This window comes from Chryseobacterium sp. WX, from assembly GCF_029542485.1.
GTDB classification, from domain to species: Bacteria; Bacteroidota; Bacteroidia; order Flavobacteriales; family Weeksellaceae; genus Chryseobacterium; species Chryseobacterium cucumeris.
The window spans coordinates 5,204,696-5,230,878 of record NZ_CP120710.1 but is presented as its reverse complement, the minus strand read 5'-3'; the positions used below and the strand labels follow the sequence as shown (position 1 = coordinate 5,230,878).

Annotated in this window: 23 protein-coding genes; 8 read left to right on the top strand and 15 right to left on the bottom strand. The window is 37.1% G+C overall.

Features of this window, described 5'->3' with window-relative positions; translation table 11 throughout:
• Window positions 1-129: 129 nt before the first annotated feature.
• Window positions 130-1,422, top strand: a complete 1,293-nt coding sequence (locus tag PZ898_RS23940; protein WP_277694430.1) for a T9SS type A sorting domain-containing protein — start codon at window positions 130-132, stop codon at window positions 1,420-1,422.
• Window positions 1,423-1,594: 172 nt separating this feature from the next.
• Here PZ898_RS23940 and PZ898_RS23935 read toward each other — a convergent pair whose 3' ends face one another.
• The 3 genes from PZ898_RS23935 to PZ898_RS23925 all read right to left on the bottom strand — a co-directional run bounded on the left by PZ898_RS23935 (window position 1,595) and on the right by PZ898_RS23925 (window position 3,551).
• On the bottom strand, window positions 1,595-1,885 hold the full coding sequence (locus PZ898_RS23935) for a putative quinol monooxygenase (RefSeq protein ID WP_277694429.1): 291 nt from the start codon (window positions 1,883-1,885) through the stop codon (window positions 1,595-1,597).
• Between the two features lie 88 nt (window positions 1,886-1,973).
• Entirely contained in the window at window positions 1,974-2,861 is an 888-nt protein-coding gene (locus tag PZ898_RS23930; RefSeq protein WP_120230501.1) for a sulfite exporter TauE/SafE family protein, read from the bottom strand.
• A 282-nt stretch (window positions 2,862-3,143) separates the two neighbouring features.
• Window positions 3,144-3,551 (bottom strand): Rrf2 family transcriptional regulator, encoded by a 408-nt coding sequence (locus tag PZ898_RS23925; RefSeq protein WP_062670996.1) that lies wholly within the window; start codon window positions 3,549-3,551, stop codon window positions 3,144-3,146.
• 151 nt (window positions 3,552-3,702) lie between these two features.
• On the opposite strand from PZ898_RS23925, the gene PZ898_RS23920 reads away from it, so the two are divergent.
• From PZ898_RS23920 to PZ898_RS23910, 3 genes are all read left to right on the top strand, one after another.
• The gene (locus tag PZ898_RS23920) at window positions 3,703-4,131 is read left to right on the top strand and encodes a DUF4268 domain-containing protein (protein WP_277694428.1); all 429 of its coding nucleotides are present in this window, start codon (window positions 3,703-3,705) and stop codon (window positions 4,129-4,131) included.
• Window positions 4,132-4,241: 110 nt separating this feature from the next.
• Entirely contained in the window at window positions 4,242-4,880 is a 639-nt protein-coding gene (locus PZ898_RS23915) for a hypothetical protein (RefSeq protein ID WP_216445012.1), read from the top strand.
• 80 nt (window positions 4,881-4,960) lie between these two features.
• Window positions 4,961-5,734 (top strand): DUF2314 domain-containing protein, encoded by a 774-nt coding sequence (locus PZ898_RS23910; protein WP_277694427.1) that lies wholly within the window; start codon window positions 4,961-4,963, stop codon window positions 5,732-5,734.
• Between the two features lie 85 nt (window positions 5,735-5,819).
• Here the strand turns inward: PZ898_RS23910 and gldG are convergent, their stop codons facing one another.
• The 4 genes from gldG to kbl all read right to left on the bottom strand — a co-directional run bounded on the left by gldG (window position 5,820) and on the right by kbl (window position 10,203).
• Complete coding sequence (gene gldG, locus PZ898_RS23905) at window positions 5,820-7,490, bottom strand: gliding motility-associated ABC transporter substrate-binding protein GldG (protein WP_216445013.1); 1,671 nt, start codon at window positions 7,488-7,490, stop codon at window positions 5,820-5,822.
• A 4-nt stretch (window positions 7,491-7,494) separates the two neighbouring features.
• Window positions 7,495-8,223: an ABC transporter permease gene (locus tag PZ898_RS23900; RefSeq protein ID WP_277694426.1), complete on the bottom strand. Its 729-nt coding sequence runs from the start codon at window positions 8,221-8,223 to the stop codon at window positions 7,495-7,497.
• Between the two features lie 59 nt (window positions 8,224-8,282).
• On the bottom strand, window positions 8,283-8,834 hold the full coding sequence (locus PZ898_RS23895; protein WP_062671007.1) for a CopD family protein: 552 nt from the start codon (window positions 8,832-8,834) through the stop codon (window positions 8,283-8,285).
• 172 nt (window positions 8,835-9,006) lie between these two features.
• On the bottom strand, window positions 9,007-10,203 hold the full coding sequence (gene kbl / locus PZ898_RS23890; protein ID WP_062671009.1) for a glycine C-acetyltransferase: 1,197 nt from the start codon (window positions 10,201-10,203) through the stop codon (window positions 9,007-9,009).
• A 158-nt stretch (window positions 10,204-10,361) separates the two neighbouring features.
• Between kbl and PZ898_RS23885 the strand changes: the two genes are divergently transcribed.
• Window positions 10,362-11,240 (top strand): cupin-like domain-containing protein, encoded by an 879-nt coding sequence (locus PZ898_RS23885; protein ID WP_062671011.1) that lies wholly within the window; start codon window positions 10,362-10,364, stop codon window positions 11,238-11,240.
• A gap of 68 nt (window positions 11,241-11,308) precedes the next feature.
• On the opposite strand, the gene PZ898_RS23880 is transcribed toward PZ898_RS23885, so the two are convergent.
• From PZ898_RS23880 to PZ898_RS23845, 8 genes are all read right to left on the bottom strand, one after another.
• Window positions 11,309-13,240: a M1 family aminopeptidase gene (locus PZ898_RS23880; RefSeq protein WP_277694425.1), complete on the bottom strand. Its 1,932-nt coding sequence runs from the start codon at window positions 13,238-13,240 to the stop codon at window positions 11,309-11,311.
• Between the two features lie 83 nt (window positions 13,241-13,323).
• The gene (gene dacB, locus PZ898_RS23875) at window positions 13,324-14,793 is read right to left on the bottom strand and encodes a D-alanyl-D-alanine carboxypeptidase/D-alanyl-D-alanine-endopeptidase (protein WP_216445016.1); all 1,470 of its coding nucleotides are present in this window, start codon (window positions 14,791-14,793) and stop codon (window positions 13,324-13,326) included.
• 160 nt (window positions 14,794-14,953) lie between these two features.
• Complete coding sequence (gene priA / locus PZ898_RS23870; RefSeq protein ID WP_277694424.1) at window positions 14,954-17,401, bottom strand: primosomal protein N'; 2,448 nt, start codon at window positions 17,399-17,401, stop codon at window positions 14,954-14,956.
• Between the two features lie 289 nt (window positions 17,402-17,690).
• Window positions 17,691-18,599, bottom strand: a complete 909-nt coding sequence (locus PZ898_RS23865; protein ID WP_062671019.1) for an AEC family transporter — start codon at window positions 18,597-18,599, stop codon at window positions 17,691-17,693.
• Window positions 18,600-18,791: 192 nt separating this feature from the next.
• A complete protein-coding gene (locus PZ898_RS23860; protein ID WP_277694423.1) occupies window positions 18,792-21,260 on the bottom strand; it encodes a glycoside hydrolase family 2 protein in 2,469 nt (822 codons plus the stop codon).
• 119 nt (window positions 21,261-21,379) lie between these two features.
• Window positions 21,380-22,042, bottom strand: a complete 663-nt coding sequence (locus tag PZ898_RS23855; protein WP_277694422.1) for a copper homeostasis protein CutC — start codon at window positions 22,040-22,042, stop codon at window positions 21,380-21,382.
• 20 nt (window positions 22,043-22,062) lie between these two features.
• Window positions 22,063-22,617: a hypothetical protein gene (locus tag PZ898_RS23850; RefSeq protein ID WP_277694421.1), complete on the bottom strand. Its 555-nt coding sequence runs from the start codon at window positions 22,615-22,617 to the stop codon at window positions 22,063-22,065.
• 83 nt (window positions 22,618-22,700) lie between these two features.
• Window positions 22,701-23,696, bottom strand: a complete 996-nt coding sequence (locus PZ898_RS23845; RefSeq protein WP_062671028.1) for a N(4)-(beta-N-acetylglucosaminyl)-L-asparaginase — start codon at window positions 23,694-23,696, stop codon at window positions 22,701-22,703.
• Window positions 23,697-23,845: 149 nt separating this feature from the next.
• Between PZ898_RS23845 and PZ898_RS23840 the strand changes: the two genes are divergently transcribed.
• The 3 genes from PZ898_RS23840 (at window position 23,846) to PZ898_RS23830 (ending at window position 26,183) form a co-directional block, all read left to right on the top strand.
• Window positions 23,846-24,424, top strand: coding sequence for a Crp/Fnr family transcriptional regulator (locus tag PZ898_RS23840; protein ID WP_276834085.1), 579 nt, complete (start codon window positions 23,846-23,848; stop codon window positions 24,422-24,424).
• A 230-nt stretch (window positions 24,425-24,654) separates the two neighbouring features.
• Window positions 24,655-25,020, top strand: a complete 366-nt coding sequence (locus PZ898_RS23835; RefSeq protein WP_062671030.1) for a DUF3302 domain-containing protein — start codon at window positions 24,655-24,657, stop codon at window positions 25,018-25,020.
• Between the two features lie 5 nt (window positions 25,021-25,025).
• Window positions 25,026-26,183, top strand: a complete 1,158-nt coding sequence (locus tag PZ898_RS23830) for a biotin/lipoyl-binding protein (RefSeq protein ID WP_062671032.1) — start codon at window positions 25,026-25,028, stop codon at window positions 26,181-26,183.

Here is a 26,183-nt window from a genome sequence, read left to right as displayed (position 1 = left end):
TGATTTTTATTATTTTCTGGTAGTGATTAAAATAAAAACACGATAAAAATCATGTTTTTATTTAGACTTATTAAAAATAATTATATAATTTTGTGGAATCATTCTAAATAAGGATTTAAAAAATAAATTATGAAAACAAAACTATTATTGGCATCAGTACTGGCACTGTCTGTTAAGCAGACTGTTTTGGCGCAGACTGACGCGTTGGGATATTCACAGGTCAATATGACCATGGGAAGCGGATATCAAAACCGCGTGTTTGTGAACCTTGCAGATGGTAATATGGTTTCTCAGCCAGCCAATACGTGGGATATTGCTTTTTATAGGAACTCAAACTATGCGTTCGGATCAAGAGTCAATGATGCTAAAGATATTGAAGTATTCACTGCATCAACCAACTTAGCAGACTGGGATAACATCAGCATCAGCAATGAAGCTTCATGGGGCGATCCTCTTTATAATCCGGACCAGACCACTGACTGGAGCCAGGGCGCTTTTGAACAGGGACCAGTAACCTCTCCAAACCCCAATATTCCTTCAACCGGATGGGGCGTTTATAACCCGGTGAACCACCACATTCAGGGGAAAGCTATTTTTGTTTTAAAATATGCTTCAGGAACCTATATCAAGTTTGCTATTGAAGATGCTTTTGCAGGATATACCTTCAGATATTCAAAATGGAACGGGACTTCATGGGGAGCTACAGAAACCAGAACCATCGCCAATGGAACAGATGATTCATATTTCAACTATTTCTCATTTGATACCGGAGAAAAAGTTCCCAATCTTGAGCCTTCCAGAACGGCATGGGATTTCGTATTCACCAAATATTACACATTCTATATGGGTGTACAGATGTACCCGCTTTCCGGAGCAATTCAAAGTCCGAACGTAAAAGTGGCAATGGTTCAGCCTGAAACCCAGCAAACCGCATCGTATGCAATTCCTGCTAATGCAAGTTTCTCATCTGCTATTACCACAGTAGGACATTCATGGAAAGGGATCGGGACAGTGAAAAATGATGTGGTCTACTACGTCAAAAAAGGAAATGATTACTACAGAATGTACTTCACAACCAATGGTGGTGCCAGTACAGGAAATATGTATTTCAAATACAAAAAGATCACGGAAACGTTAGGGATAACTGAAGTTGGAAAAAAAGCATCATTCGGTATTTATCCTAATCCAGCTACTGCGGATAAAAAAGTAACGGTTCTTTTTGATGTTAAAGAAAAAACAAGCAACAAAGGGAATGTAGAAGTGTATGACCTTACCGGGAAAAAGGTATATTCGGATGAACTTACAAACCAGGCAGGATTCTACAAGCAGGACCTGAACCTTTCTACACTTCCATCAGGAAATTACCTTGTAAAAATTACTTACGGTGGTCATTCGGAGACGAAAAAGCTTATCGTAAAATAAACTTTCAATTTTAATACTTTCTATTTTTTCTAATAAAAAGGCGGTTTCAGATTGTTGAAACCGCCTTTTATTTTTTCTTCATTAAAGAACTTAAAAATATATAAAACAAATAGTTATATAAGATTCTTCTTTAAATCATTAAATTTTTAAATCTTTAAACCCTTCAATACCATTAATATATTTTAAATCCTTTATAAACCTCTGCTGAGCTCTCCATAATTTTGGAAGCATCTTTACGGAAATCTAAAAGGTGATCCTGCCCATTATGCCTGTTGTGATGCTCAACACTTTCCCAAAGCTCGATCAGGAAGAAATTCCCTTTATTATCTTTATCTTCAATAAGATCGTACTGCAGACAGCCTTCTTCTTTTCTTGTTTCTTTCACAAGTTTCTGAAACAGCTCTACAGCGTCCATCAGATAATTTTCATTAAACTTAAAAAGTGCAATGATATGTAAATTCATGTTCTAATATTTAGTGATGTAAAAGTAAAATATTTTCAAAGCCAAATATCTTTTTAGCCCTTTTATTTTTCCACACCAAGTGTAATTTTTAATTAAAAACTGATTTATAAATAGTTATAGAACTCATCACAATCACCAGAGTTCCGATAATCACAAACATTTTCTTCACAGGAAGCCTGGCAGTAAGCATTGCTGAAAAAGGAGCGGTCACAATTCCTCCGATCAAAAGCCCGAGAATGATATTCCAGTGCTGGATTCCCAGGGTAAAGAAAAAGGTAACGGCAGCCGTGATGGTAAGAATAAATTTGGCCACGGTAGAGCTTCCTACGGCAAATCTTGGGGTGAAAGCATTTTTAATCAATGTTCCGGTTACCAAAGGTCCCCAGCCTCCTCCTGCAAAGGAATCTATAAAGCCTCCTATCACACCCAGCCTGGTCAGATTGGTTTTTCTTTTCAGGGCTTTACTCTGCTTTTTCTTAAATGCATTTGACAGGATTTGAAATCCAAGGTATAAAGTGTAAAAAGCAATGAGTGTTTTAGTGATTTTCGCATAATACTCTCCAAGATAAGTAAGACTGACAGCTCCGATAATTGCTCCTATCACAGCCGGAATAGCTAGCTTTTTCACAAGACTTTTGCTTACATTTTTCAATTTAATGTGGCTGAGACTTCCTGCGGCGGTGGTAAAACTTTCCGCAGAATGAATACTTGCGCTTACAATATGCGGTGGAATATTGAGCAGCATAAGGGTTGTAGTACAAATAACACCATATCCCATTCCCATGGAACCTGCAACAATTTCAGCAAAAACACCTACCAGAAGCATCCAGTAAAAAATATAATTATCTTTTGCCAGAATGGTCTGCAGTTCTTCCAGATATCCGAGTTCGTACATGGAAAAAACAGCAATGGATATAATAGCAGCTGTCACCAAAAGGACATTCAACCTTACCTGAATTTTTCTTGAAATCACCATATTACAAGTGTTTTTAATCCATACTCCTTCAGCATCGGGGCGTCATTGACAACTGAGGCATTTAAAGTTGAAATGTTCTCTGTAGTTCTGTGCGAGGAAATATTTCCGGATATAATACATGCAGCCACGGAATGCACTGCGGTAATAGAGGGCGTAAGCTTTTGTAATTCGGTTACCTCTTCTTTTGAAATCATAGTTTATTCATTTGAAGTAGTGCAAATATCTGATAAAATATTTATCCTACAAAACAAGTAGACTATTAATTCAAAAAAAAGGATCAGGTTAATCTACCAGATCCATTAAAGTTTTACTTTCCAGAATATTCAGAGAGGCATCGCGAACTTCTATCAGGACATCATGAAGCCCGCAGTGATCTTCATTGCAGTCATCGCATTTTTCATAAAAATTGAGACTTACACAGGGAAGCATTGCAATAGGGCCGTTTACAAGACGGATGATCTTTGCCAGTTTCACATTTTCCGGACTTTCTTTGAAAAAGTATCCTCCACCCTTTCCTTTTTTACTGTCGAGAATTTCCGCTTTTTTCAGTTCAAGAAGGATGTTTTCCAAAAACTTTAAAGGAATCTTTTTATGTTCCGCAATTTCAGAAATAAGAATCGGGCCTTCATTTCTTTTTTCTACAAGATATGAAAGCGCCTTAAACGCATATTGAGATTTTTTTGAAAGCATTAGAGCAAAAATACGAAAATTGTTTAATATTTGAAAAAACCTGAAAACAGGAATAATAAACGAATAAAAAGGTAAGTTTGTCTATCCGTAATTTTACGGTTTTAGGTACCACACTTTTGCCTTTCTCCTATTAAATCATTATGTTTGCGCTATGTTCAGTAAACAAGAGGCACAGCAATTAAAAAAGGAATTTTGGACAGCTTTTGGAAGATCATTTCCCAGAAAATGGATTCTTTATGATACCAAAATCAAGGACATGGCATTTAAATTTTCTGTCGACAACAAAAAAGCAGAAGTTTCTCTGGATATCGAAATGAAAGATGAAATCTTCCGAAACGCTTATTACGAGAAGATCTGGTCTTTAGAAGATATTTTAAAAGATTTTATTGGAGATTTTCAGAAAGAAGAATATTTCACCCTTGAAAACGGTAAGGTCATCAGCAGGATATGGGTTGAAAAACATAATGTTTCTATTTTTAACAAAAACACCTGGCAAGAAATTTTTGAATTCTTTGTGGACAAAATGGACGGTTTTGAAAGGTTTTACTACGAATATGAGGATTTTATAAAGGATATATAGAATACTTACGAAATAAATACTACTTTACACTTCAGGTTAAGATAAAAAAGAAAACTTATCTTTGCCCTACCACTTAAACTAATAGATGAAACAAACTAACATGATTAAAAATGAGAAAAGTGTACAAAAACATTTTTGGAGAGATCATCTCCAAAAGTAATGCTGTGAAGCTGAGCGAATATCATCTGTATTATTATGAGGAAGGTTCCGATTTCCTGAAAGAAATTGAATTTATTAACGAAGACAGTGTTTATAACATCAATTATTTTTTAAGTGACGAAGAAGACGAAACTCAGGTAGTCAATTATCTTAAAGAAAAGTCTGACTTTTTTGATATTGAAAAAAAAGAAACCACCGAGGGCTTTATTATTTCTACCAATAAATTGTATTCCTTATCCGTAGATGAACTGCCTTTAATTTCTAAAACTGTTTTTAAAACAGAAGATCCTGAAAATTTTATCTGTTCACAGGTTATCGATAACGAAACCCATCAACCACAGCTTGAAAGAACCATAAAATGCTGGTATACCAACGACGAAAGCGGTGAAAAATATGCTGCCATAGAATGCAGCTATCAGGAAGACGGAAAACTGGAACTGGCTGTAGATAAAACACCCGACCCGGACAATGAAGAAAACTGGATTCATTATGATTATGACACTTTCCACAACCTTCAGGCACAGATCCCTAGCGACATCAGCTATTACAAAACAGCTGCCTTACTCCCAAAAGAAGCCTATCAGCAGTAATCTATATTCTTTAACACACCACAACCCGATTATTAAATGGAAGAGAACCCAATTTTTTTGCAGACGGAAATGATCCGGAAATGATTAAAGCTTACAGAAAAGCTCAGGAAACCTTTAAGTATTTCTGGCGCGAACAGTCCTGGGAATACAGAAGAATCATTCCCGGACTTAATGTATCGTGCGTTAAAACGGCTTTTGAAGAACAGGATGAAGAAACCGGAGAAAGCCTGGTAGAACATATGTGGATTAATGAAATATTCTTTGACGGAGATCACGTGATAGGATATTTGATTAATGAACCTAACAGCCTTAAGAACATCCAGGTGGGTGATTATGTGGAAATCCCTTTAAGCAATATCAGCGACTGGCTTTTTGCCATCACTCCGAGTGTACAAAAACCCAAGGGACTTTCCAAGCTATTTTCATCATCATCTTCTCCACTTCCGAAAGCTTACGGAGGGTTTACCATCCAGAAAATGCGTGCTGACATGTCTGATGCAGAAAGAAAAGAACACGATAATGCCTGGCAGCTGGATTTCGGAGACTTTAATGATATCCTCGTTGTGAATAACCAGAAAGAAAATCCGGAAAATCTTATTGAACATCCGATGAGTAAAAATATGAAGGAAGAATTTGCAAAGTTTTTACAACAATATCCGGATGAACTTACCCAAACCGATGAAGACGGACTGACGCTTCTTCACAAAGAAACCATTGCCGGGAATCTAACCACTGTAAAAGTTGCTTTAGAAGCCGGAGCGGATAAAAATATCCAGTCTAAAAAAGGAAAAACAGCTTTGGATTATGCAAAACAGCTGAACTGGGAACACCTTATTCCTGTATTGGAAGGGTAAATTATTAATTAAGATGGTTACAACTCAATAATAAAGTTGTCAAAATAAAAATTCCGGAAGAAAATCTTCCGGAATTTTTTATGTTTTATCCAAATTTCTTTTTCCTTAGCCAGAAGAACAGTCCTCCGATAAGACCGATAATAGCCAGTGGAAGCAGTAAATTGATCCACTGCCAGGTCGATTTCTCTTCAGTGATTCTTTGCCTGTCGAGAAGTCTTTCTTCAATGTTTCTGTTTCTCAGTTCCATCAGATTGCTGTCATCAAGAAGATAATCTAAAGCATTTCTCAGAAACTGTTCGTTTCCAAACTGTTCGTTCGTTAACAGATCTACCCCTAATGGAAGTGGTTTTCCTTTGATTACTTTGTTCCTTCCTACATCTCCGTCTGCAATCACGATCATTTTGTTTTCCGGGCTGGAGGTTTTGAATCCAGGGTACGATTTTCTTTCAATTCTCGATGCATAGGCAGAATTGAATTTTCCTTCCAATGCAACAGCGAAGATCTTCGGTGTACTTGGTTTCTCCATTTGTCCAAGACTGTCTACGCTTGCAATTTCCTTCAGATCAACATAATTAGGAACCTGTTTCAATAAAGTTCTTTCACTCGATTCGAAAAGGACTTTTGTTTTGATATTCTTTCTTCCTCCTAAAGTATCAATAGAAGTCGGGAATTCAAATTTTACAGGGTTGATATTCTTTGTAACCGGATTATTATTTTCGGCAATTCCAAGCGGATAATAAGGCCAAGGTAAGCTTGTGTACTGAGGATTTCCACTCACTTCTCCTGTAACCAGTCTTAACAGGGCAAACTTTTTCACGTCTTTTACCAACGCTGGATTGATTCTCAGTCCGTAATTAAAAAAGAAGTCTGTCATATTGATATCGACAGGGAAAGGCATTACTTTTTTGGATCTTGTCAGCGTATCCATTTCAGCATTTACGGCATCAATCATCCAAAGGGTTTTCCCTCCGTTCATGATGTACTGGTCCAGAATTACTTTTTCATTATCTGTAAAAGCTTTTCTTGGTTTTGCAATCACCAAAGCACTCATCTGCTTTAATAGCGGAACATCTTCCAGTGAAAGTTCAGTCTGATTTTTAGGAATTATAGGTCCTGCATCATAGTTTTCCATTGCCAATTGTACAAATCCCTGGAATTCATCCGGATTCAATTCATCGTGGTTGACAAGAATCCCGATTTTCTTTCTCTTGGCAGCTGCAATATTTTTAATATTGGAAACAAGATTGTACTCCAGTCCTTCAATCGATCTTGTCAGCTGCTGATCGGCATCAATTCCGGCCTGCTGAACCACTAAAGGAATAGAAACCCCGTCATTTCCATATTTAATCACAGCGTAAGGGAAAAGCGTGATCTGTGAGATTTTCCCGTCTTTTACATCCGGAAGAATAGACGGCTGCATTCCCATGGCCATCAAAGTGTCCTGAGACATTTTTGTTTTAATCGGATCGATGAATTTAAAATCAATCTTCGGATTAATTTTTCTGAATTCTTCCAGCATGAATTTCGTTTCGCTTTGCAGCTGTTTGAAACTTGCCGGAAAGTCTCCTTCCAGATACACTTCAACCGTCAGAGGCTTTTTAACAGACTCCAGTACTTTGATGGTGTTATCAGAAAGGGTATATCTTTTTTCTTTTGTTAAGTCTAATCTGATTCCCGAATAGGTCAGGATAATAACCAAAGGAACAATTGCAATTAAGAAAATTCCCAGTGGAGATTTAGCATTGAACTTCTTCATACTTCTACTTCTTTTTGTTAATAAAATGATTAGCCAATACTAATGAAGCGCCGATGACAAGTACAAAATACGCCACATCTTTAGCATCAATAAGTCCTCTTGTGAAGCCTAAGAAATGCTGATAGAAGCCAATATTCTGAAGGATAAAATCTGCACTTCCCAATAGTTTATAACTTGCCAGCTGTTCGATACCAAAATACATAATGAAACACATAAAAACACCCAGCAGATAAGCCATAATCTGATTCTGAGAGAGAGAGGAAGCAAGAATTCCCACTGCTGAAAATGCTGCAATTAAGATAATCAGTCCGATATAGCTTCCGAAAGTCATTCCCAGATCAATATTTCCTGCAGGAACTCCCAAAACATATACCGTATAAAGATAAATTAATGATGGAATAAGACATAAAATTCCTACAATCCATACGGAAAGGAATTTACCTGTTACCAGTTCTGAAACTTTTAACGGTTGTGAGAAAAGCCAGTTCAATGTTCCGGTTTGCTGTTCTTCCGCAAAAGTTTTCATGGAAAGGGCGGGGATGATAAACATTAACAGCCATGGAACCAATACGAAATAGCTCTGCAATGAGGCCATTCCAATCTCAAAAATATTAGAATCGTTGTCGAAAAAGAACAGAAAAAGAGTCGCTATCAAACTGAAAGCGGCAATGATCACCCATGCACTCCAGTTTCCAAAGTAACTCCAAAGTTCTTTCTTTAAAATTGCAATCATAGTTTTTTTATAAGATGTAGAAAGGATGAATATATTCGGACATGCGCCCTACTCTACAATTATTTGTTTTTTTTATTTTTATTAACCAGTTTCACTGTCATCATGATCAGAAATACAAGAACGAAAAATCCTGCAATTAATTGCCACCAATATTCAATCACCATCGATTTTAAAATAACGGTAAATACCACCAGAAACAGAATGAACGTTGCAATTTCATTCGCCTGTCTCAGTTTGATATTGGCAATCGGCAGTGTATCTCCATGTAATTCTTTTAAATGAAGGACTTTTTTCCAGCACCAGTAATGGTAGATGGCAAGCCCGATCAGGAAGGTCAGTTTCAAATGAAACCACGGCATTTTCATCAGCCCGGTATTTAAAAAGATCATGACCAATCCGCAAACTGCCATGATTATCCCCGCAGGAACTGTGATAATGTTCCACAGCCTTCTGGCCATAAAAGTGTACTGCTCTCTCAGAATTTTCTTTTTTTCTTCCGGAAATTCATCGGTATCTTTATAGTAAACGAAAATCCTCACGAGATAAAAAATTCCCGCAAAGTAGCTTACCATAAAAATAATGTGCAGCGCTTTGATTATTGTGTAAAGCATTCAGAAAAAATTAAAAGCAAAGATAAGCTTATTATATAATTGTTAAAAATAAATTTCTTTTGATCAGGAAAAGATAAGTAAAAACAGTTTTATATAAAAAATAGTTCGGCTCGGGGCAGCAAAGCTGCCCGAGCCGAACATTATATTTTTATTGTGGTAGCCACTTCAATAATTAAGAGATCACTCCTAATTCTTTTCCAACCTTTTCAAAAGCAGCAATCGCTTTATCCAAATGTTCTCTGGTGTGAGCAGCTGATAACTGCACTCTGATTCTTGCTTTTCCTTTCGGTACCACAGGATAGAAGAATCCGATAACGTAGATGCCTTCATCCATAAGCTTTTCAGCCATTTTCTGAGAAAGTGGTGCATCGTAAAGCATTACCGGAACAATGGCAGCATCTCCATCAGGAATATCAAAACCTTTTGCTTTCATTTCCGTTCTGAAATATTCTGCATTTTCCATTACTTTATCACGGAGAGAAGTATCATCAGAAATCATATCCAATACTTTCAAAGCAGCTCCTACGATACCCGGTGCCAGAGAGTTGGAGAATAAATAAGGCCTTGAACGCTGTCTCAGCATATCAATGATCTCTTTTTTACCGGAAGTAAATCCTCCTAAAGCTCCTCCTAAAGCTTTTCCTAAAGTAGAAGTAATGATGTCTACTCTACCCATTACTTCATTAGCTTCGTGAGTTCCACGACCTGTTTTTCCGATGAAACCTGTTGCGTGAGAATCATCTACCATTACCAAGGCATCATATTTATCGGCAAGGTCACAAACTCCTTTTAAGTCTGCTACGATACCGTCCATTGAAAATACTCCGTCCGTAACGATGATTTTAAAACGGTGATTTTTTTCAGAAGCTGCAATCAACTGAGCTTCCAGATCAGCCATATTATTGTTTTTATATCTGTATCTCGCTGCTTTACACAAACGAACACCATCAATGATTGATGCGTGATTCAGCTCATCTGAAATAATAGCATCTTCTTCTGTAAACAATGGCTCAAAAACACCTCCGTTGGCATCAAATGCTGCTGCGTAAAGAATAGTATCCTCAAGACCTAAGAAATCAGCAATTTTTTTCTCCAAATCCTTGTGAATATCCTGTGTTCCGCAGATAAAACGTACAGAAGACATTCCGTATCCGTGAGATTGGATCATTTCCTGAGAAGCTTTCATCACTTCCGGATGGTTGGATAATCCCAGATAATTGTTCGCACAGAAGTTCAAAAGCTTTTTTCCGTTCGCTTCTATTTCTGCGCTCTGCTGAGAAGTGATAATTCTTTCTCTTTTGTAAAGTCCGTCATTCTCAATATTCTGAAGTTCGTTCTGTAAATGTTGAAGGTATTTTTCAGAGATCATTTTTAGTAATTTTTTAGATGTGCTAATTTACTAAAAAGGCAGTAAAATAAAACCTTTTATATGCTTAATTCTAAAAAATGAATATAGATTTCAGTTTTAACATTATTAGTCTATAAATTTAGTAGGATAATATTTATATTTGTTTAAAATTTTAATGCATGAGATTAAAGCCGGTACAAAAAATAAAGATGATCAGTTCAGAAACCTTTATTAAAAACTATATGAAGCCAGGAGTTCCGGTTATTATTGAAGACTTTGTGCATCCGGAAAGTCCAGCTTTCAAAAAGTGGAATTATGAGTATTTCAAAGAAGTTGCAGGAGATCATATGGTGAATATCTACGGCAGTGAGCTTGATTCCCTGGACAGAGTGGCCAGTGATCCTATTGCACAGACTACATTTTCAGAATATCTGGATCTCATCCAATCTGCTCCCACTGAACACAGGCTTTTCTTATTTAATTTATTAAAAATAAAACCTGAATTGAAGAATGATCTCATCTACAATGATGTAACGAATGGTAAAATACTGAAATGGCTGCCCTTTATGTTTTTTGGAGGAGAAGGTTCTGTCACCAGAAATCATATTGATATTGACATGTCCCATGTTTTTATCACACAATTTCAGGGAATCAAAAGAATCTGGCTCTTCCCGTGGGAACAGTCTGACTTCATGTATAAACTCCCCTACAACTTCCACAGTCTGGCTCAAATTAAAAATCCAGATTACAGAAAATATCCGGCGCTACTTTATTTAAATGGTTATGAAGCTGTCATTCATCCCGGAGAAACCCTTTATATTCCTTCCGGCTGGTGGCATTATATTCAATATGACACGGAAGGTTATTCGATATCAGTAAGAGCGCTGCCGTCAAGTGCCCTTGAAAAATGGCGTGGATTTAAAAATCTGGTCATTACCAGACATTTTGATAATCTCATGAGAAAAGTGTTCAAAGAAAAATGGTTTGAGTATAAAGTGAAAACCGCCAGAAAAAGGGGAGCCAGAGCAGCAAGAAAACAAAGAAGCTTTCAAATCTGAAAGCTTCTTTTGTGATATTTTGATTGATTTTGGTAAAAGTAATCATTCATACTTTACCGTTTTTCATTTTAATGTTTGATAAATTTAATATTCTTTTCATCAATCGTAATGAAATAAGCTCCCGGAACCAATTCTGCTATTCCAATCGCTTTACCTGGATGATATGTTCCTTTTCCTACCAGTTTTCCGTCTATGGCATGAATCGTAAAGTCCATAGCCTTATTAATTCCTTTCAGATTAATTTCATTTTTTGCAGGGTTCGGATACAAACCAAATTCTTCTTTCTCAACAGAAGAAACACTTAATGTATTATCCTGAACAACAGTAGAGTTCTTCTCAAGAATCTGGTATTCATAATTAAACTGAACACTTGCGATCGGGAATGTTACCGATTGTAAAAAGCTTTGGTTATTGGATGTATTATTAAGAACAAAATAAGCAGTCTGACCTGCAGTTCCGGTTACTTTAATAGGTAAAGGCATTTCAAAAAAGCTAACGTTAGCACTGCTTTGCGTCTGAGAAACTTTAAATAAAGCCTGATTTCCGCCCTGCATCCACTTGATGGTGTAAGTAGGATATCCTTCGCCATAAACCCAGTCATTGAAAAATTCTGTAAAGTCTTTTCCGGTAGACTGAAGCAAAGAAGCATTAAAATCAGCTGTACGCACATAGTTGTATGCCAGGTTCGGCCTCGCATGATAATCTTTAAGTGCCTGATAAAATGCAGCATCACCTAAAATCCACTTCAGCATTCTCAAAACATATCCTCCTTTAGCATAAGACAATCTGCTGTCAAATATCCTGTTGATGCTGGAAAGTCCGGAATCCGGGACATACACAGTTCCTGTTGTACTTGCAGTAATGTAGTTAGATTGACCTTGTAAGTAATTCAAAAATTCTGTATTGGTCATCAATAGTTTTTCATTGGCAAGGTGTTCTCCAAAAGTTGCAAAACCTTCATTCAGCCAGATATCATTCCATGCACCACAGGTTACTTTATCTCCAAACCACTGGTGAGTAAGCTCATGGGCAATCAGCTGCTTGCTCCATCCACCCATGGAAGACATGGTCTGATGCTCCATTCCTCCACCATACATAAATTCCATGTGTCCGTATTTTTCATTACGGAAAGGATAAGTCCCAAAATAGGTTTCAAAAGTATCCATCACCTGCTTTGTCCAGTTGATATTCACAATGCTCGTTGCATTTGAATTTGTGGACGGATAGATATAGTTGACAAAAGGAAACGGAGGGTTTCCAATGGTATCAGTAAGTTTAACAAAATTGGTAATCGACAGTGCTATCAGATAAGCCGGCGTAGGATACATTGTTCTCCAGAACGTCAGTTTAGTACCCCCGGTAGGAAAAGTCTCAGACATCAGTTTTCCATTGGCTGCCACGCTGTAGTTTGATGGAGTTGTAATTTTAAAATCAAATCTTTCAATTTTATCATTTAAACTTTGCTTTGTCGGAAACCAGTCCTGGGCTCCATAAGGTTCATTCAAAGTAGAAAGTACCGGAGTTCCGCTCTGAAGAGCAGTTTTGAATGCATCATTACTTGTGGACGGTGCTCCAGCATAGTAAATGGTAAGAGAGTCCAATGTATTGGCAGGAATAGAAGCTGGAAAATCAATCTTCAGTTCTTTTGAAGGAAGCTGCTGAAAGCTTGTAATATTGGTTCCATGATACTTCACTTGAGAAACGGTTAATGAATTGGAAAGATCAAAATAAATGCTTCCCATATTTTGATTAGGTTTAAAATGCGAAGTTACCGAACCGGAAATATTATACACCGCAGGATCCAGGCTCACATCCATTCTCTGATACTGCAAGTCGTAATTCAGCGTATTGGGATTGGTATTCCCGATGTTCATTTTTTGAGTGAAGGATTTTTTCTCTTTTTCAACGAGTCCCTTCATATCAATGTTTTGTTCTTGCTTCTGGCTATAGAACTGTTGGGAAAATAGAAATCCCAACACCAAAAGGTACAATTTTGTCATGTTTAGAAAAATTTAATCAAATATAAAAAAAACCTTTTAATCAATGATTAAAAGGCTGTTATAATATATAAAATAAAAAATTTTTAAAGATCTAATGCGGGTTCAAGAATTTTTTCCATTCTTTTCTTCACCATATCTACTGATCCGGAATAGTTATTCACCATTAAAGAAAAAACTAACGTTTTTCCTGAATTGGTTTTCAGATAACCAGCTAATGTTTTTACTTTGTTCAAAGTTCCTGTTTTCGCAAAAACCTGTCCGTTACCTCCTGCATTGAACATTCTTTTCAATGTTCCGGATTGTCCTCCAATAGGCAAGGAAGTCAGATAAGATCTGTAGTATTTCTGATCCATCAGAGAAGTAAGAAATTTCACCTGGGAAATCGGGGTTACGTTATTACTTCTTGATAGTCCGCTTCCATCTATATAGTTAAGACCAACCATATCAAAACCTGCCTCTTTCAGGTGATTAGTCACCACTATTCTTCCGGATTCTGAAGTCTGGTCACCCATTTTCTGATATCCTACCGTTCTCAGCAAAGCTTCTGCCAATGAATTGTCACTGTGCTGGTTGGTATAATAAATAATATCATTTAAAGTAGGTGATTTATACGCTGAAAGCATTTTTCTGTTTTCCGGCGCAGCATCTGTCATTTTCGGAGTTACTTTTCCGGTAACAGGAATTCCGCTTTTCACCAGTGTTGTTCTGAAAGAGTTGGCAAGATAAGCCGGTGCATCAGGAAGTTTGGTTGTTAAAACTCCGTTTCCTTCGTATTTATCAGCATACACCATCTGATGATTGTAAGGAGAAACGTAGAAGAATTTTTTTTCTGTGGAGAAACCTCCTTTTTTAACGATCAGTTTTTCGTTGGCCGGGTTGATATCGCGGGTACTTCCTGCAGGCAGATAATAATTATTGTTTTCCAACCATACAACATTTTCCGGAAGCACTGAAATATTGCCTTTGAAAAGCGCTGTCTGAATGATAATATCACCATTTACCTTTTTGATTCCCTCTCTTGAAACACCGCCTACGAAATCTGAAATAATATCTCTATAAGATGCTGCACCAGCTTTGTTGGTTCCCAAAGAAGGGTCTCCGCTTCCTATTACATAAAGATTTCCATTCAACACTCCATTTTCATCTATTGTTCCTGAGTACTCCAGCTGAGTCATCCAACGGTAGTTTTCACCCAGCATATTTAATGCTGTTTCCGTTGTAAGCAGTTTGGTAGTAGAAGCAGGTACTAAAGGAGTATTTTCGTTGTACGAAGAGATTACCTTCTTCGTTTTAGGATCATACACTACGAATCCCCAGGTTGCATTTTTCAGCACAGGATCCGCCATCATTGTGTTTACATTAATGTCTACCAGTTCTTTTGCTGACAAAACAGTTTTCTCCACCATCGTGGTAACGGGTGAAGGCAGGTTTAAACTGCTTTTCTGATTGTCATAATTCTGGGAATAAAGAACGGTAGATACGGTAGATTGAGCCAGGAAAAGACCAGAAGCCAACACCGCCGCACTTGAAATATATTTTCTGAAATTTACCATCTATCTTCTTTTTGTTCTGTAGTTTTGACTCTATAAAAATGAAAGGTTAAATCATTCAGTAAAAGAGCCAAACACTTAATCAACGTCCAAAAGTAGAAATTATTGTTATATAACGGACCACCGCCCCGTTATAAAAGAGTGTAAAGTTTGTTAAAAATTGTTAAAAATCAACAAAAACATCTTTTTTAATGCTTTGATACGCAGTGATTTCATCAAATTCTTTCAAACTTATCAAAACCATGTTTTTGAATTTCTCATAGTTTTTCCCACGGGGAAGCTTCAGCATAATCTGGAACTGATAGAAGTTATTCAGTTTTGCAATCGGTGCTCTTTCCGGACCTAAAACACATTCTTCAGGAAGATATTTTCTGAGGATAGAACCCAGAAATTGTGATGCCCGATCAGCTTTATCCTCTCTTCTGTGTTTCAATTCAATCATGATCAGCTTAGTGAAAGGCGGATAATGGAACTTCTGGCGTTCGGTAAGGATATATTTATAGATCTTCGCAGGATTATTCATCTTGATCAGCTGAAATACGGAATGATCAGGATTAAAGGTCTGAATAAGGATTCTCCCTTTTCCGGAGACTCTTCCAGCCCTTCCCGAAACCTGTGTGATCAGTTGATACGCTCTTTCTTCCGCTCTGAAATCCTGTACATATAATAAGGAATCCGCTTTAGGAATTGTCACCAGTTCAATATGATCAAAATCCAGTCCCTTGGAAATCATTTGGGTTCCTACAATAATATCTGTTTCTCCGTCTTCAATCTTCTCGTACAATTTTTCGTAGGCGAATTTTTTGCGCATGGAGTCTACATCCATCCTGTCTACTTCATTTTCCGGAAACAATTTGGTAACCTCTTCATGAATCTGTTCTACCCCTACTCCTCTTTCATTCAGCTTTTCAGAATTACATTTCGGGCAGGTCTTCGGTTTTGAAGCTCTTTGCCCGCAATAGTGGCATTTCATTTCATTTGCCGCTTTGTGATACGTCATGACCACATCACAATTAGAGCAGTAGTTCACATAGCCACAGCTTTCACATTCTATGACATTGGAATAGCCACGACGATTGTGTAAAACGATTGCCTGATTCTTTTCATCCACCGTTTTCTTAATCTCTTCGATAAGCTTCAGAGAAAAATTCCCTGAAACCTTTTTAGATTCCTGAGCTTCCTTGAAATTGATCAGTTCATATTCCGGCAGATTGACATTCCCGAATCTTTCATTCAGGAAAACATATTTCATCTTATCTTTCCTGGCACTGTAGTAGCTTTCAACAGAAGGGGTAGCTGATCCCAAAATCACTCCTGCGTTATACAGCCTGCCTAAAACCAGAGAAGCGTCTTTAGCATTAAAATAAGGGGAAACTTCCCTTGGTCTGTACGCAGAATCATGTTCTTCATCAACCACAATAAGCCCAAGATTCCGGTAAGGTAAAAACAAAGCATTACGGGTTCCGATCAGAATACGGATGTCGTTCTGCTTAATTCTTCTCCAGACTTCTACCCTTTCAAAATCGGTCAGTTTTTGATGATAAAAACCGAGCTGTCTTCCATACTTCTTTTCTAATCTCTGGGTGATCTGTTTGGTAAGCGAAATTTCCGGAAGCAAAAACAAAACATTCTTTCCATCACGGACGCACTCATCAATTTTCTCTAAATAGATATGGGTTTTCCCTGATGAAGTAACGCCATGAAGCAGAACATTCTTCCCTTCTTCAAAAGCTTCATCAATTTCAGCTTTTGCTATTTTCTGCTGTTCGGAAAGCTCTTCAAGTTCCTCGATTTCTCCTTCATAGCTTTCAATCCTGTCTTTCTGCATAAAGTACTCCTCCACAAGACCTTTGTCTGCCAAAGGTTTGAAGTGAGAACTTCCGAAATAACCGTCTTCAAACAGTTCAGATTTTTTGATGGGAACATCCGGATGTTGCGTCTGTTTTTCCAATATAAGAAGGAAAAGATCTTTCTGTTTCTGCGCTCTGTTCAGTTTTAAAAGAATATCCGTAAGATTTTGATTGGCCAGAACCTCATCATTAATTCTTACGTAAGCCACTTCTTTGGCTTTATACTTTTCAGCAATTTTCTCATCAATTTCAATGTACTGAAGATCAATCAGAGAATTGATGGTTCTGATGATATCTTTTTTAGGAATAAAAGCTTCAATATCCGTCAGATTGATCAGCTGTCGTACTTCCAATGCCTGAATCAGATACATTTCGTTAACATCCAGATTTTCAAAATCTATGATGGCTCCAGGTTTTAATTTTAAATAGGTTTCACTTTCCAGTTTTAAAGAAGAAGGAAACGAAAACCTGTAAATTTCTCCGAGGCTGCACAAATAGTATTCCGAAAGCCAGTTCCAGAAATCAATCTGCTCCTGAGGAAGAATCGGTTGATCATCCAGCATGCTGATGACTTCCTTGGCTACAAAGTTTTCCGGTGCATTATTATGAAGCTCAAACACGATTCCCGTATAGATCTTTTTTCCACCAAACGGTACCAGAACACGCATTCCTGGTTGGATTTCAGACATCATTTCCTCAGGAACTTTATAAGTAAAAGATCCTTTCAGGTTGAGGGGTAAAACAATTTGAGCGTATTGCAAGGGAAATATTTAAAGTGTAAAATTAGAATTTTCCTGAGAGAACTGCAACTTTGTGGGGATTCTTTAGTAATCTTTAACCAAGAACCTGAAACTGCATTCAATTCTTTACTTTCTCCTTATTTTTGTCTATTTCGTAGTAATGTAACCCATTCAGATATTTTTTAATGTCTAGAATTACATTGATCAAAAATAATGATATGACAGGCTGGATTCCTGCGGAATGACAAAGTGTGTAGATAAAAGAACAACCACAAATTCAGAAAGGATCGAAGAAAGGATTCATGAATGACTAAAAAAGAAGTTCTGTAATCTGATACCAGAATGCAGACGTAATAAATCCTACAATGATACTGACTCCAATGATCAGGTTGGTCAGTTTTGAGTTCAGCCTGAACTGTTCTGCAATAATACTTGAAGTAACCAAGGTTGGCATCGCTGCTTCAAATACTGTAATTTTAGCCACATCTCCTTTTATTCCGAATAACAGAGCCATTCCCAGAACAATTGCGGGTGCCAGAATCAATTTATAAAGCATGGACATCGACATTTGAGGAATCAGTTTTTTCCATCCGTTGAATTTCAGCTGTAATCCAACAGAAAACAAGGCTAGCGGACTTACCGTTGCTGCCAGCTTATCAAAAAATGGTTCCGCAACAGTAAAATCAATGAACTGAGACAATACCAAAGCAGAAATACAGCCAATTAATGGTGGAAATGTTATTAATCTCTTTAAAATAAATGCTGCACTCACCTTTCCTGATTTACTTCCCCCTTTTACTGCAGCAATAATTCCCAGGGTTGAAAGGGCAAAAAACATGGTCTGGTCACAGATAATGGCAATACTCAAAAGTCCTTCGCCATAAAAAGCACTGATCAATGGAAATCCGATAAAAGAGGTATTACTATATCCGCTTGCCAATTCTAAAGTACTTCTGGACCGCCTTGAATATCCCCTGCTCTTACTGTAAAACATCATAAAAAAGAAACAGAACACAGAAATTAAAAATGTGGCTGCAATCGGGAACAGCATTTCTGTTGTCCATTTTACTTTGGGCAGATATTTAAACGAAACTGCCGGAAGAGCAAGATAAAGAATCCAGGTATTGATGCCTTTGTGAGCATCGGGGTGGATAGATTTTGTTGCTTTGAATATCATTCCTGCAATGATACACACTGCAATCAGAACAAAATTTACCATAACTGTAATAAAATATGAGGCAAATTTACGGCTGATTTTTGAGTTGGAAGGGTAAAATTTATATTTTTTTCGGTAGAATTTCTAATGAAACTTTCCAGTATTATACCTTACAGGTTTTGAAAACCTGTAAGGTTGGGAGATCTACCTTCCGGAAATTCATAACTGCTTGAAATAATTTTTTCAGAATATATTTTACTTCTTTATCACCTCCCAAAGACTCGTCACCTCTATATTTTCCAAAGGTTTTGAAAGGGTAATTCTTTTTGAAGTTCCCGGAAGCAGGTCAAAGAAATTATCGCTGAAGTGAGTATCGCCGATTAAATAAATGTCCTTAGCCAGCTTATCTGTTGAAATTTCAATTTCAGTGGGTGATATTTTCCTGATTTTAATATCAGGTTGTAAGAGTTTCAGATCTTTTGGTTTATTAAAGAAGAACAGCTTTTCGAATTTTGCATCTTTTTCGGAACTGACCTTTAAAACAGTTGCGGACAAATCAAACTGACCCAGTTCTGATTTAATGATACTTCGTATTTTCTTACTTACATCAACTTTTACATTATCTGACTGACTGCTTTTCCAAAGTATTTTTCCTTTGAAATCAATCAATTCAAATTTTGTCTCTGTTTTCAGTTCTTTCAGGAGATCGCTTATCAGATAGACATCATAGCTTTTTTCGGTTTCCGCTATTGATACCAAAACAGGTTCAAAGCTTCTTTTCGCCTGATAATGGAAGGCTTTCCAGTTTCCAAGATAATCAATGGAAGACCAGGAAACTACCGGCCAGCAATCATTCAGCTGCCAATACAAAGTTCCCATATTGTAAGGCTTTGCACGGCGGTGAGCTTCAATAGCAATCTGCATTCCTCTTGCCTGTAACAGTTGTGAAACGTAATTGTATTGTGTAAAATCTGTTGGAATTTTATAATCACGCTTCAGATATTCATTAATAATATCCCAGCCGCGGGCATGTTTTTCGTGAGCTTTAATGGTTGGATTCTGAAGGCTTAAATCCAGAGTTCCGGAGAACATTGATTTTGTAGTTTCAAGGCTAGGTGTACCCTGAAAGCCATATTCAGACATGAAACGCCCTACTTTTTCGTTGTAAATTTCAAAAGGCTGCTCACCCCACCAAACGCCCCAGTAATGAGAATCTCCTTCGGTAAGACTTTCTTTATGTCCCCAACCAATGGAGGGAGAACTTGGCCAATATATATTTTTATCCGATTTCAGATTTTCTGCCAATGCATTAGGAATTACCTCATGAAACAGCTTCTTATAATCTTTCCAAACCTGAAGAGAGTCATTTTTTGAATATTTAAACTGTTTCTGATAGCCCCAGTTGACAATCGCTTCATCAATTTCATTATTTCCGCACCACAAAGCAATGGACGGATGATTCTGAAGTCTGTTCACCTGATCTTTTACTTCTTCTTTTACATTGTTTAAAAATGCTTCATCTGACGGATAAAAGCTACCTGCAAACATAAAATCCTGCCAGACCAGGATACCGTTTTCATCACAGGCTTTGTAAAATTCATCGTCTTCATATATACCTCCGCCCCAGATACGGATCATATTCATATGGGCATCTTTGGTATCTTTGATCAGTTTCTGGTATTTTTCTTTGGTCATCCTAGGTGAAAAACTGTCTCCCGGAATCCAGTTTGTTCCTTTGATATATAATGGCTGTCCATTCACTTTAAAATAGAATGATTTTCCCTTTTCGTCTTTTTCCTGAACCAATTCTACCGTTCTTAATCCTATTCTGAGATTTTTAGCATCAATGTTTTTCTGATCTTTAGCTAATTTTACTTCAAAATCATAGAGATGAGCCTCACCACGCCCGTTAGGCTGCCAAAGCTTCATTCCGCCAGTTTCGTAAGGAACAGAGACTGTATTGATTCCTTTTTTCAGAGATACTTTTCTGTGGGTTTTATTAAGATCTAAGGTATAGTCTCCTGCATTTTCAGCATAAATTTCTATGTCAAAATGTAAGTCTGTAGAAGCTCCAGAGGTGCTTTTCTGAATATCTTTAACAGTTATAATTTTGGCGTTATTCCAGAATTCTAATTGTACATTTTTCCAAATTCCTGCCGTAACCAATCTTGGTCCCCAATCCCAGCCAAACTGATATTGTGCTTTTCTCACAAAACTTCTTGGTGATTCCGGTAGGGTGAACGGAATTTTTTTCGCTAATTCCTTTCCGGTATTCACTGCAGATTTAAACTTAATCTGAACTGTATTTTTTCCTGTTTTCAGATATGGTTTCACCGGAATTTCCCATTTCCTGAACATATTATCCGTTTTCTTTAACAGTTTTCCGTTAAGATAAATTTCTGAAAATGTATCCAGACCGTTAAAAACAAGATCAATATTGTCATTTTTCAATTCCTGAGAAGAGACTGTAAATGTTGCCTGATAATCCCAGTCTTCGTTTTCTATCCATTGTACTTTCTTTTCATTTTCATCCTTAAAAGGATCAGGAATGATCTTATTATCCATTAAATCCAAATGAACGGTTCCCGGAACTTTTGCAGGAAGCCAGTTTTGATCTTTTGAATTTTTAAACTGCCAGTTCTCCAAAGACAAGCTTCTTTGTGAAAACTGCGCGGAAAGGGTATTCTGCATAAAAAGGAAAACAAAAAGGATCGTTTTATTCATCAATAAATTTGTTTTGAATTGTTATCATACCAGCGATTTTGTCATTCCGAGGAATGAAGGAATCTCTATTTTATCAGTCTAGATTCCCGCTACGCTTGGAATGACAACCAGAATGCATATTATTTATTCTTCAATGCAACCACTTCATCCGGGTTGGCAAAAGCCCCACCATCCGTAATGGCTGAAGAATGGAAGTAACCCGCATGAGTAAATGCTCTAATCTCTTCAATATTGGATGAACGCAGACCACCTCCAACAAGGATTTCTATTCTTCCACTGGAAAGTTCAACAAGTTTCTTAAGATTTTCTTTTCCTTCAGATACATTCGGTTTCTGACCGGAGGTAAGAATGGTTGTAAAACCACATTCGATTACTTTTTCCAGAGAATCTTCCAGACTTGCAGCACGGTCAAAGGCACGGTGAAAAGTACATGGAAGCGGTTTTGCCAATTCGACTAAAACTTTATTCTGCTCTATATTAATCTCATCATTTTCATCCAGGATACCGAATACAAAACCATCTGCATGTAAAGATTTTAAATGAACCAAATCATTTTTCATCTGCTCAAATTCCGAATCCGAATAGGTAAAATCTCCACCTCTTGGACGAATCATCACAAAAATCGGGACCGTAATTTTTTCACGAAGCTTCTTCATGGTTTCGAAATCCGGAGTAGTTCCACCTTCACTGAGTCCATCACATAATTCGATTCTGTCTGCCCCATTTTCAAAAGCAATTACTGCTGATTTAGGATTAAAACAAGCTATTTCTATTTTTGACATTGTATTGTATCTATTAAATTTTATTTCGGTTCGTCTTGCCATACATCCGCAATCAGAAAAGAACCGTTTTCTTTTACTACTTTTATCACAGAGGGATATTGAGCTTTGAAGCCATCATCTCTCAATACTACATTGAATATATATTCATCCCTTGAAGACGACTTCAAATCGCAACTTTCTACTTCAATACTGTTCCAATCCTGAGCAGAGATCAAAAATCCTATGCCGACTCCAGCTTTACTGGTATCAAACTTAGACTTCCATTTATCCTGAAATTCTTTGTCGGTAAGACTTCCGTCTACATCCAGATTAACATTTGTTGCATCAGTTTTATAATCAAAATAATCTTTTGTAGTGATCTTCTGCATATTCTTTTCTTCACTGCCAATATCAGCTTTAAAATAATCGACAATACTTTTTTCCAACCATTTTTGGGCTTCTTCAGCTTCATTGGACTTATTATGCAAAACTACTTTTTCTTTTATTGGCTGGATTTCACCATCTTTTTTTATCTCCTTCTTTTCTTCCTTGCAAGCAATAATCATAAACAAGGAAGCGATAATCGTTCTTTTCATATTTGTTTTATGTTTTGGCTAAAGCCAATGGGTATCTTTTATTTGTTTAAATGGGCTGAAGCCCATTTCTATTGAATTTTTAATTATTTCAAAGCAAATTCAGGAGTTTCAAGGCGGTTTCCTTTCTGATCATAAACGGCAAAGTTGAATCCATCCTGAATACAATAAGATCCATATTCCCCCTGTTTATTGATGGCTATAAAACCTACCTGAATATCTTTCAGATTTTTATTTCTTCGCTGATTGATTTTTACAATTCTTTCTACAGCTTCTTTACAGGCTTCCTGTGGATTTCTGCCCTGTCTCATCAACTCAACCACAAGATGGGTTCCCACGGTTCTTATCACTTCTTCACCATGACCTGTTGCTGTAGCCGCTCCCACTTCATTATCTACAAACAAACCTGCTCCGATAATTGGGGAATCTCCTACCCTGCCATGCATTTTGAAAGCCATTCCACTCGTCGTACAGGCACCGGAAAGATTTCCTTGGGCATCCAAAGCAATCATTCCTATGGTATCGTGATTTTCAATATTGGCAATGGGTTTATATTGGCTGGTCTTTAACCATTCTTTCCATTCTTTTTCTGATTCGGGAGTGAGAAGATTTTCTTTTTTAAAACCTTGTGAAAGGGCAAACTGTAATGCTCCGTCACCAACCAGCATAACGTGTGGTGTCTTTTCCATGACAGCTCTGGCTACAGAAATAGGATTTTTAACATATTCCAGGCAGGCTACAGAACCGATATTATAATTTTCATCCATGATACAAGCATCCAGCGTTACCCTTCCGTCTCTGTCCGGACGTCCTCCATATCCTACACTTCTTTCTTTTGGATCTAATTCTACAAGACGGACTCCTTTTTCTACAGCATCCAAAGCTCTTCCTCCTTTTCCAAGGATTGTCCAAGCTTCTTCGTTGGCTTTTAATCCGAAATTCCAGGTGGAGAGTACAATAGGTTTGTTGACGATTTTTTTACTTTCAGGCAGATTTCCGGCCATCACATCTAAAGGATTAATGGTAAGGGCTGCTGTGGCAATTCCCAGTTTTTTAATAAAACTTCTTCGGTTATTGTTCATTGTATGTCAAAATTATTTAATACAAAGCAAATATCTTAAAAAAATTCGTTGAAAGTCTTATGGCTTTTTCACTATTTTTTCTTTCCTATTTTTTCTTATTTTTATATTGGTTATTATAATGAATATTTATGTTTAAAACGTTTAGAAGAATGGATTGCTTTAAGGAATTATCTGATGAAGAAATTCAGGTCCTTGCAAGCATCAGTACTCCCAAACTTCTTCGGAAAAAAGAAAAACTTTTAGAGCCAGGCCAGCCATTTAACCATTTATTTATATTGACAGGTGGTCTTCTGAGATTTTTCTTTGATGATGAAAACGGAGTTGAAATCAATACTTTTCTGCCCTCAGAAAAAGAGGTTGCTTTTATGGAAAGCCCGGAATCTTATTCCCCGGAAGGCACAAAAAAATATACCATACAGGCTGTCATTGATTCTCAAATTTTTCTTTTTAATAAAGGCGAATTTGAGCAGACTGCATTTCAGCATAAAGGAATTTACAATTTGTACTTAAAATCTTTAAAGCAGATTATCAGCATCTTATCCGCACGTACAGAACAGTTTTGCAAAAGTTCTCCGCTTTCCCGCTATGAAGATTTCCTGAGCAGCCATCCGTTTGTGTGTCAAAATGCAAACAGAAAGTATATTGCCAATTTTTTGGGTATTACTCCTAATTCTCTTTCCCGTATAACTGCCCGTGACAATAAAAAAAAGAATCAAGGAAAAAAATAACTTAAGAATATTTTTAATTATTCTGTTCAGTATAATTTTGTCCGGTCAAAAACTTGTTCTTCACCAATAAAAAAACCAAATGAAAAAAAATATAATCATCTTCCAAGCAGTACATCTTATAGAATAGTCTTTACATCTTAAAAGAGTAGTATGTGAATGTCCGGGTTTTCATCCGGGTATTAATCTGTATTTTCTTAAGTCAACATTTTATTACCATTTTATACCAATTTATGCAAAGAATAACCACCATTCTCTGCCTGTTATTAGCATGCAATTTTGTGCAGGCCTCTACAGGCAATGTTGAAGACAAAATAGCCGACGGAGCATCCTGGCTTATCTTATTTGTATTGCCTATTGCAGGGATTTATCTCTTCTGGAAAGTTCATATTTACCCGGAAAAAGTAGCAGAAAAGAAAAACCATCCCCAGCTGAATGCTATCAAAAGTATGTGTCTTCTTTCTCTGATCTTTGGCGGTCTTTTATGGCCGGTTGCCTTAATTTGGGCCAACTATGACTATGGAAACCAGACGGCTCCTGAAAGAGAGAAAGACAACACAGATTTGCCTGAAGAAGAATTAAAACCTATCGAAAATTAAAAAACATGCTGGAATTACTAGTTGCAATATATGCCGGAATATGCTGGCTTCTTATTAAAAAATTAAAACTGATCCCGTGGACATTTACCACACAGGTAATCGTATATTCATTGCCTATCTTCGGATCTATCGCTTTGATATTAAGTTTAAATTATTATTGCCCTATTACCTCTGATGTAAAGGTGGGAAACAGAAGTGTGGATATTACTACGCAGGTTTTGGGAAAGGTGAAAAAAGTATATGTGAGTACCAACCAGGAAGTAAAAAAGGGAGATACTTTATTTGTACTTGACAGGGAACCTTATATACAGGAAATTAAATCACTTGAAGCTAAGCTGAGCAGTATGAAAGCTACTGTACATTCTTATGATGCAGATATTTCGGCTTCCAGAAAAAATATTTCTGCATTACAGTCTCAGCTTGATCTAGCCAACAAAAGAGTAGCGCAATATCAGGAGCTTGTACAGGCAGGAGCAGCCAACAAGTTCGATCTTGAACAGGCGATCACGAATGTCCGCGATCTTCAGTCAAGAATCAGTGCTGCACAATCACAACAGCAGTCTTTGGAAACAAAGTCCAATGCTTCTTATGGCGGAGAAAATTCATCAGTATCTGAGATTCAGGCTAAGCTGGATCAGGCAAAATGGAATCTTTCCCAGACCGTTGTTTTAGCACCAACAGATGGGATAATTCCGAATGTGCAGCTGAATGAAGGAGCTATTATGGCCCCATTCAAATCAGCATTTGTTCTGATTCAGAAGCAGCAGTCAGTTATTGGATTTTTTGCTCAGAACGAGCTTGAATCTGTAAAAAATGGAAATGAAGTAGAGCTTGCTCTTAAAACAGAACCTGGAAAAGTGGTAAAAGCTAAACTTGAATATGTAATTGATGCTACAAGCCAGGGAATCATGAATAATGCAGGAGGAATGCTGGGTGGAAATGGTTCTACGGCAGGACTTCCTGATACGGCAAGACAATTACCTGAGACCGATGGAAAATTGATTGCCAAGTTTGTATTGGAAGACAACCAGAAGCAACTTACAGTGGGAGCAAGAGGAATGGCTGTGATCTATTCTGATCATATTAAACCTCTTCATCTTATCAGAAAAGTAATGGTGCGAATCAACAGTAAAATCAACTTCCTGATTCCTAAACTTCATTAA

What these genes read in the sequence shown, in the direction of transcription:
- PZ898_RS23940 (WP_277694430.1), top strand. Translation starts at nt 130, where the DNA reads ATGAAAACAAAACTATTATTGGCATCAGTACTGGCACTGTCTGTTAAG.
- PZ898_RS23935 (WP_277694429.1), bottom strand. Translation starts at nt 1,885, where the DNA reads ATGAATTTACATATCATTGCACTTTTTAAGTTTAATGAAAATTATCTG.
- PZ898_RS23930 (WP_120230501.1), bottom strand. Translation starts at nt 2,861, where the DNA reads ATGGTGATTTCAAGAAAAATTCAGGTAAGGTTGAATGTCCTTTTGGTG.
- PZ898_RS23925 (WP_062670996.1), bottom strand. Translation starts at nt 3,551, where the DNA reads ATGCTTTCAAAAAAATCTCAATATGCGTTTAAGGCGCTTTCATATCTT.
- PZ898_RS23920 (WP_277694428.1), top strand. Translation starts at nt 3,703, where the DNA reads ATGTTCAGTAAACAAGAGGCACAGCAATTAAAAAAGGAATTTTGGACA.
- PZ898_RS23915 (WP_216445012.1), top strand. Translation starts at nt 4,242, where the DNA reads ATGAGAAAAGTGTACAAAAACATTTTTGGAGAGATCATCTCCAAAAGT.
- PZ898_RS23910 (WP_277694427.1), top strand. Translation starts at nt 4,961, where the DNA reads ATGATTAAAGCTTACAGAAAAGCTCAGGAAACCTTTAAGTATTTCTGG.
- gldG (WP_216445013.1), bottom strand. Translation starts at nt 7,490, where the DNA reads ATGAAGAAGTTCAATGCTAAATCTCCACTGGGAATTTTCTTAATTGCA.
- PZ898_RS23900 (WP_277694426.1), bottom strand. Translation starts at nt 8,223, where the DNA reads ATGATTGCAATTTTAAAGAAAGAACTTTGGAGTTACTTTGGAAACTGG.
- PZ898_RS23895 (WP_062671007.1), bottom strand. Translation starts at nt 8,834, where the DNA reads ATGCTTTACACAATAATCAAAGCGCTGCACATTATTTTTATGGTAAGC.
- kbl (WP_062671009.1), bottom strand. Translation starts at nt 10,203, where the DNA reads ATGATCTCTGAAAAATACCTTCAACATTTACAGAACGAACTTCAGAAT.
- PZ898_RS23885 (WP_062671011.1), top strand. Translation starts at nt 10,362, where the DNA reads ATGAGATTAAAGCCGGTACAAAAAATAAAGATGATCAGTTCAGAAACC.
- PZ898_RS23880 (WP_277694425.1), bottom strand. Translation starts at nt 13,240, where the DNA reads ATGACAAAATTGTACCTTTTGGTGTTGGGATTTCTATTTTCCCAACAG.
- dacB (WP_216445016.1), bottom strand. Translation starts at nt 14,793, where the DNA reads ATGGTAAATTTCAGAAAATATATTTCAAGTGCGGCGGTGTTGGCTTCT.
- PZ898_RS23865 (WP_062671019.1), bottom strand. Translation starts at nt 18,599, where the DNA reads ATGGTAAATTTTGTTCTGATTGCAGTGTGTATCATTGCAGGAATGATA.
- PZ898_RS23860 (WP_277694423.1), bottom strand. Translation starts at nt 21,260, where the DNA reads ATGAATAAAACGATCCTTTTTGTTTTCCTTTTTATGCAGAATACCCTT.
- PZ898_RS23855 (WP_277694422.1), bottom strand. Translation starts at nt 22,042, where the DNA reads ATGTCAAAAATAGAAATAGCTTGTTTTAATCCTAAATCAGCAGTAATT.
- PZ898_RS23850 (WP_277694421.1), bottom strand. Translation starts at nt 22,617, where the DNA reads ATGAAAAGAACGATTATCGCTTCCTTGTTTATGATTATTGCTTGCAAG.
- PZ898_RS23845 (WP_062671028.1), bottom strand. Translation starts at nt 23,696, where the DNA reads ATGAACAATAACCGAAGAAGTTTTATTAAAAAACTGGGAATTGCCACA.
- PZ898_RS23840 (WP_276834085.1), top strand. Translation starts at nt 23,846, where the DNA reads ATGGATTGCTTTAAGGAATTATCTGATGAAGAAATTCAGGTCCTTGCA.
- PZ898_RS23835 (WP_062671030.1), top strand. Translation starts at nt 24,655, where the DNA reads ATGCAAAGAATAACCACCATTCTCTGCCTGTTATTAGCATGCAATTTT.
- PZ898_RS23830 (WP_062671032.1), top strand. Translation starts at nt 25,026, where the DNA reads ATGCTGGAATTACTAGTTGCAATATATGCCGGAATATGCTGGCTTCTT.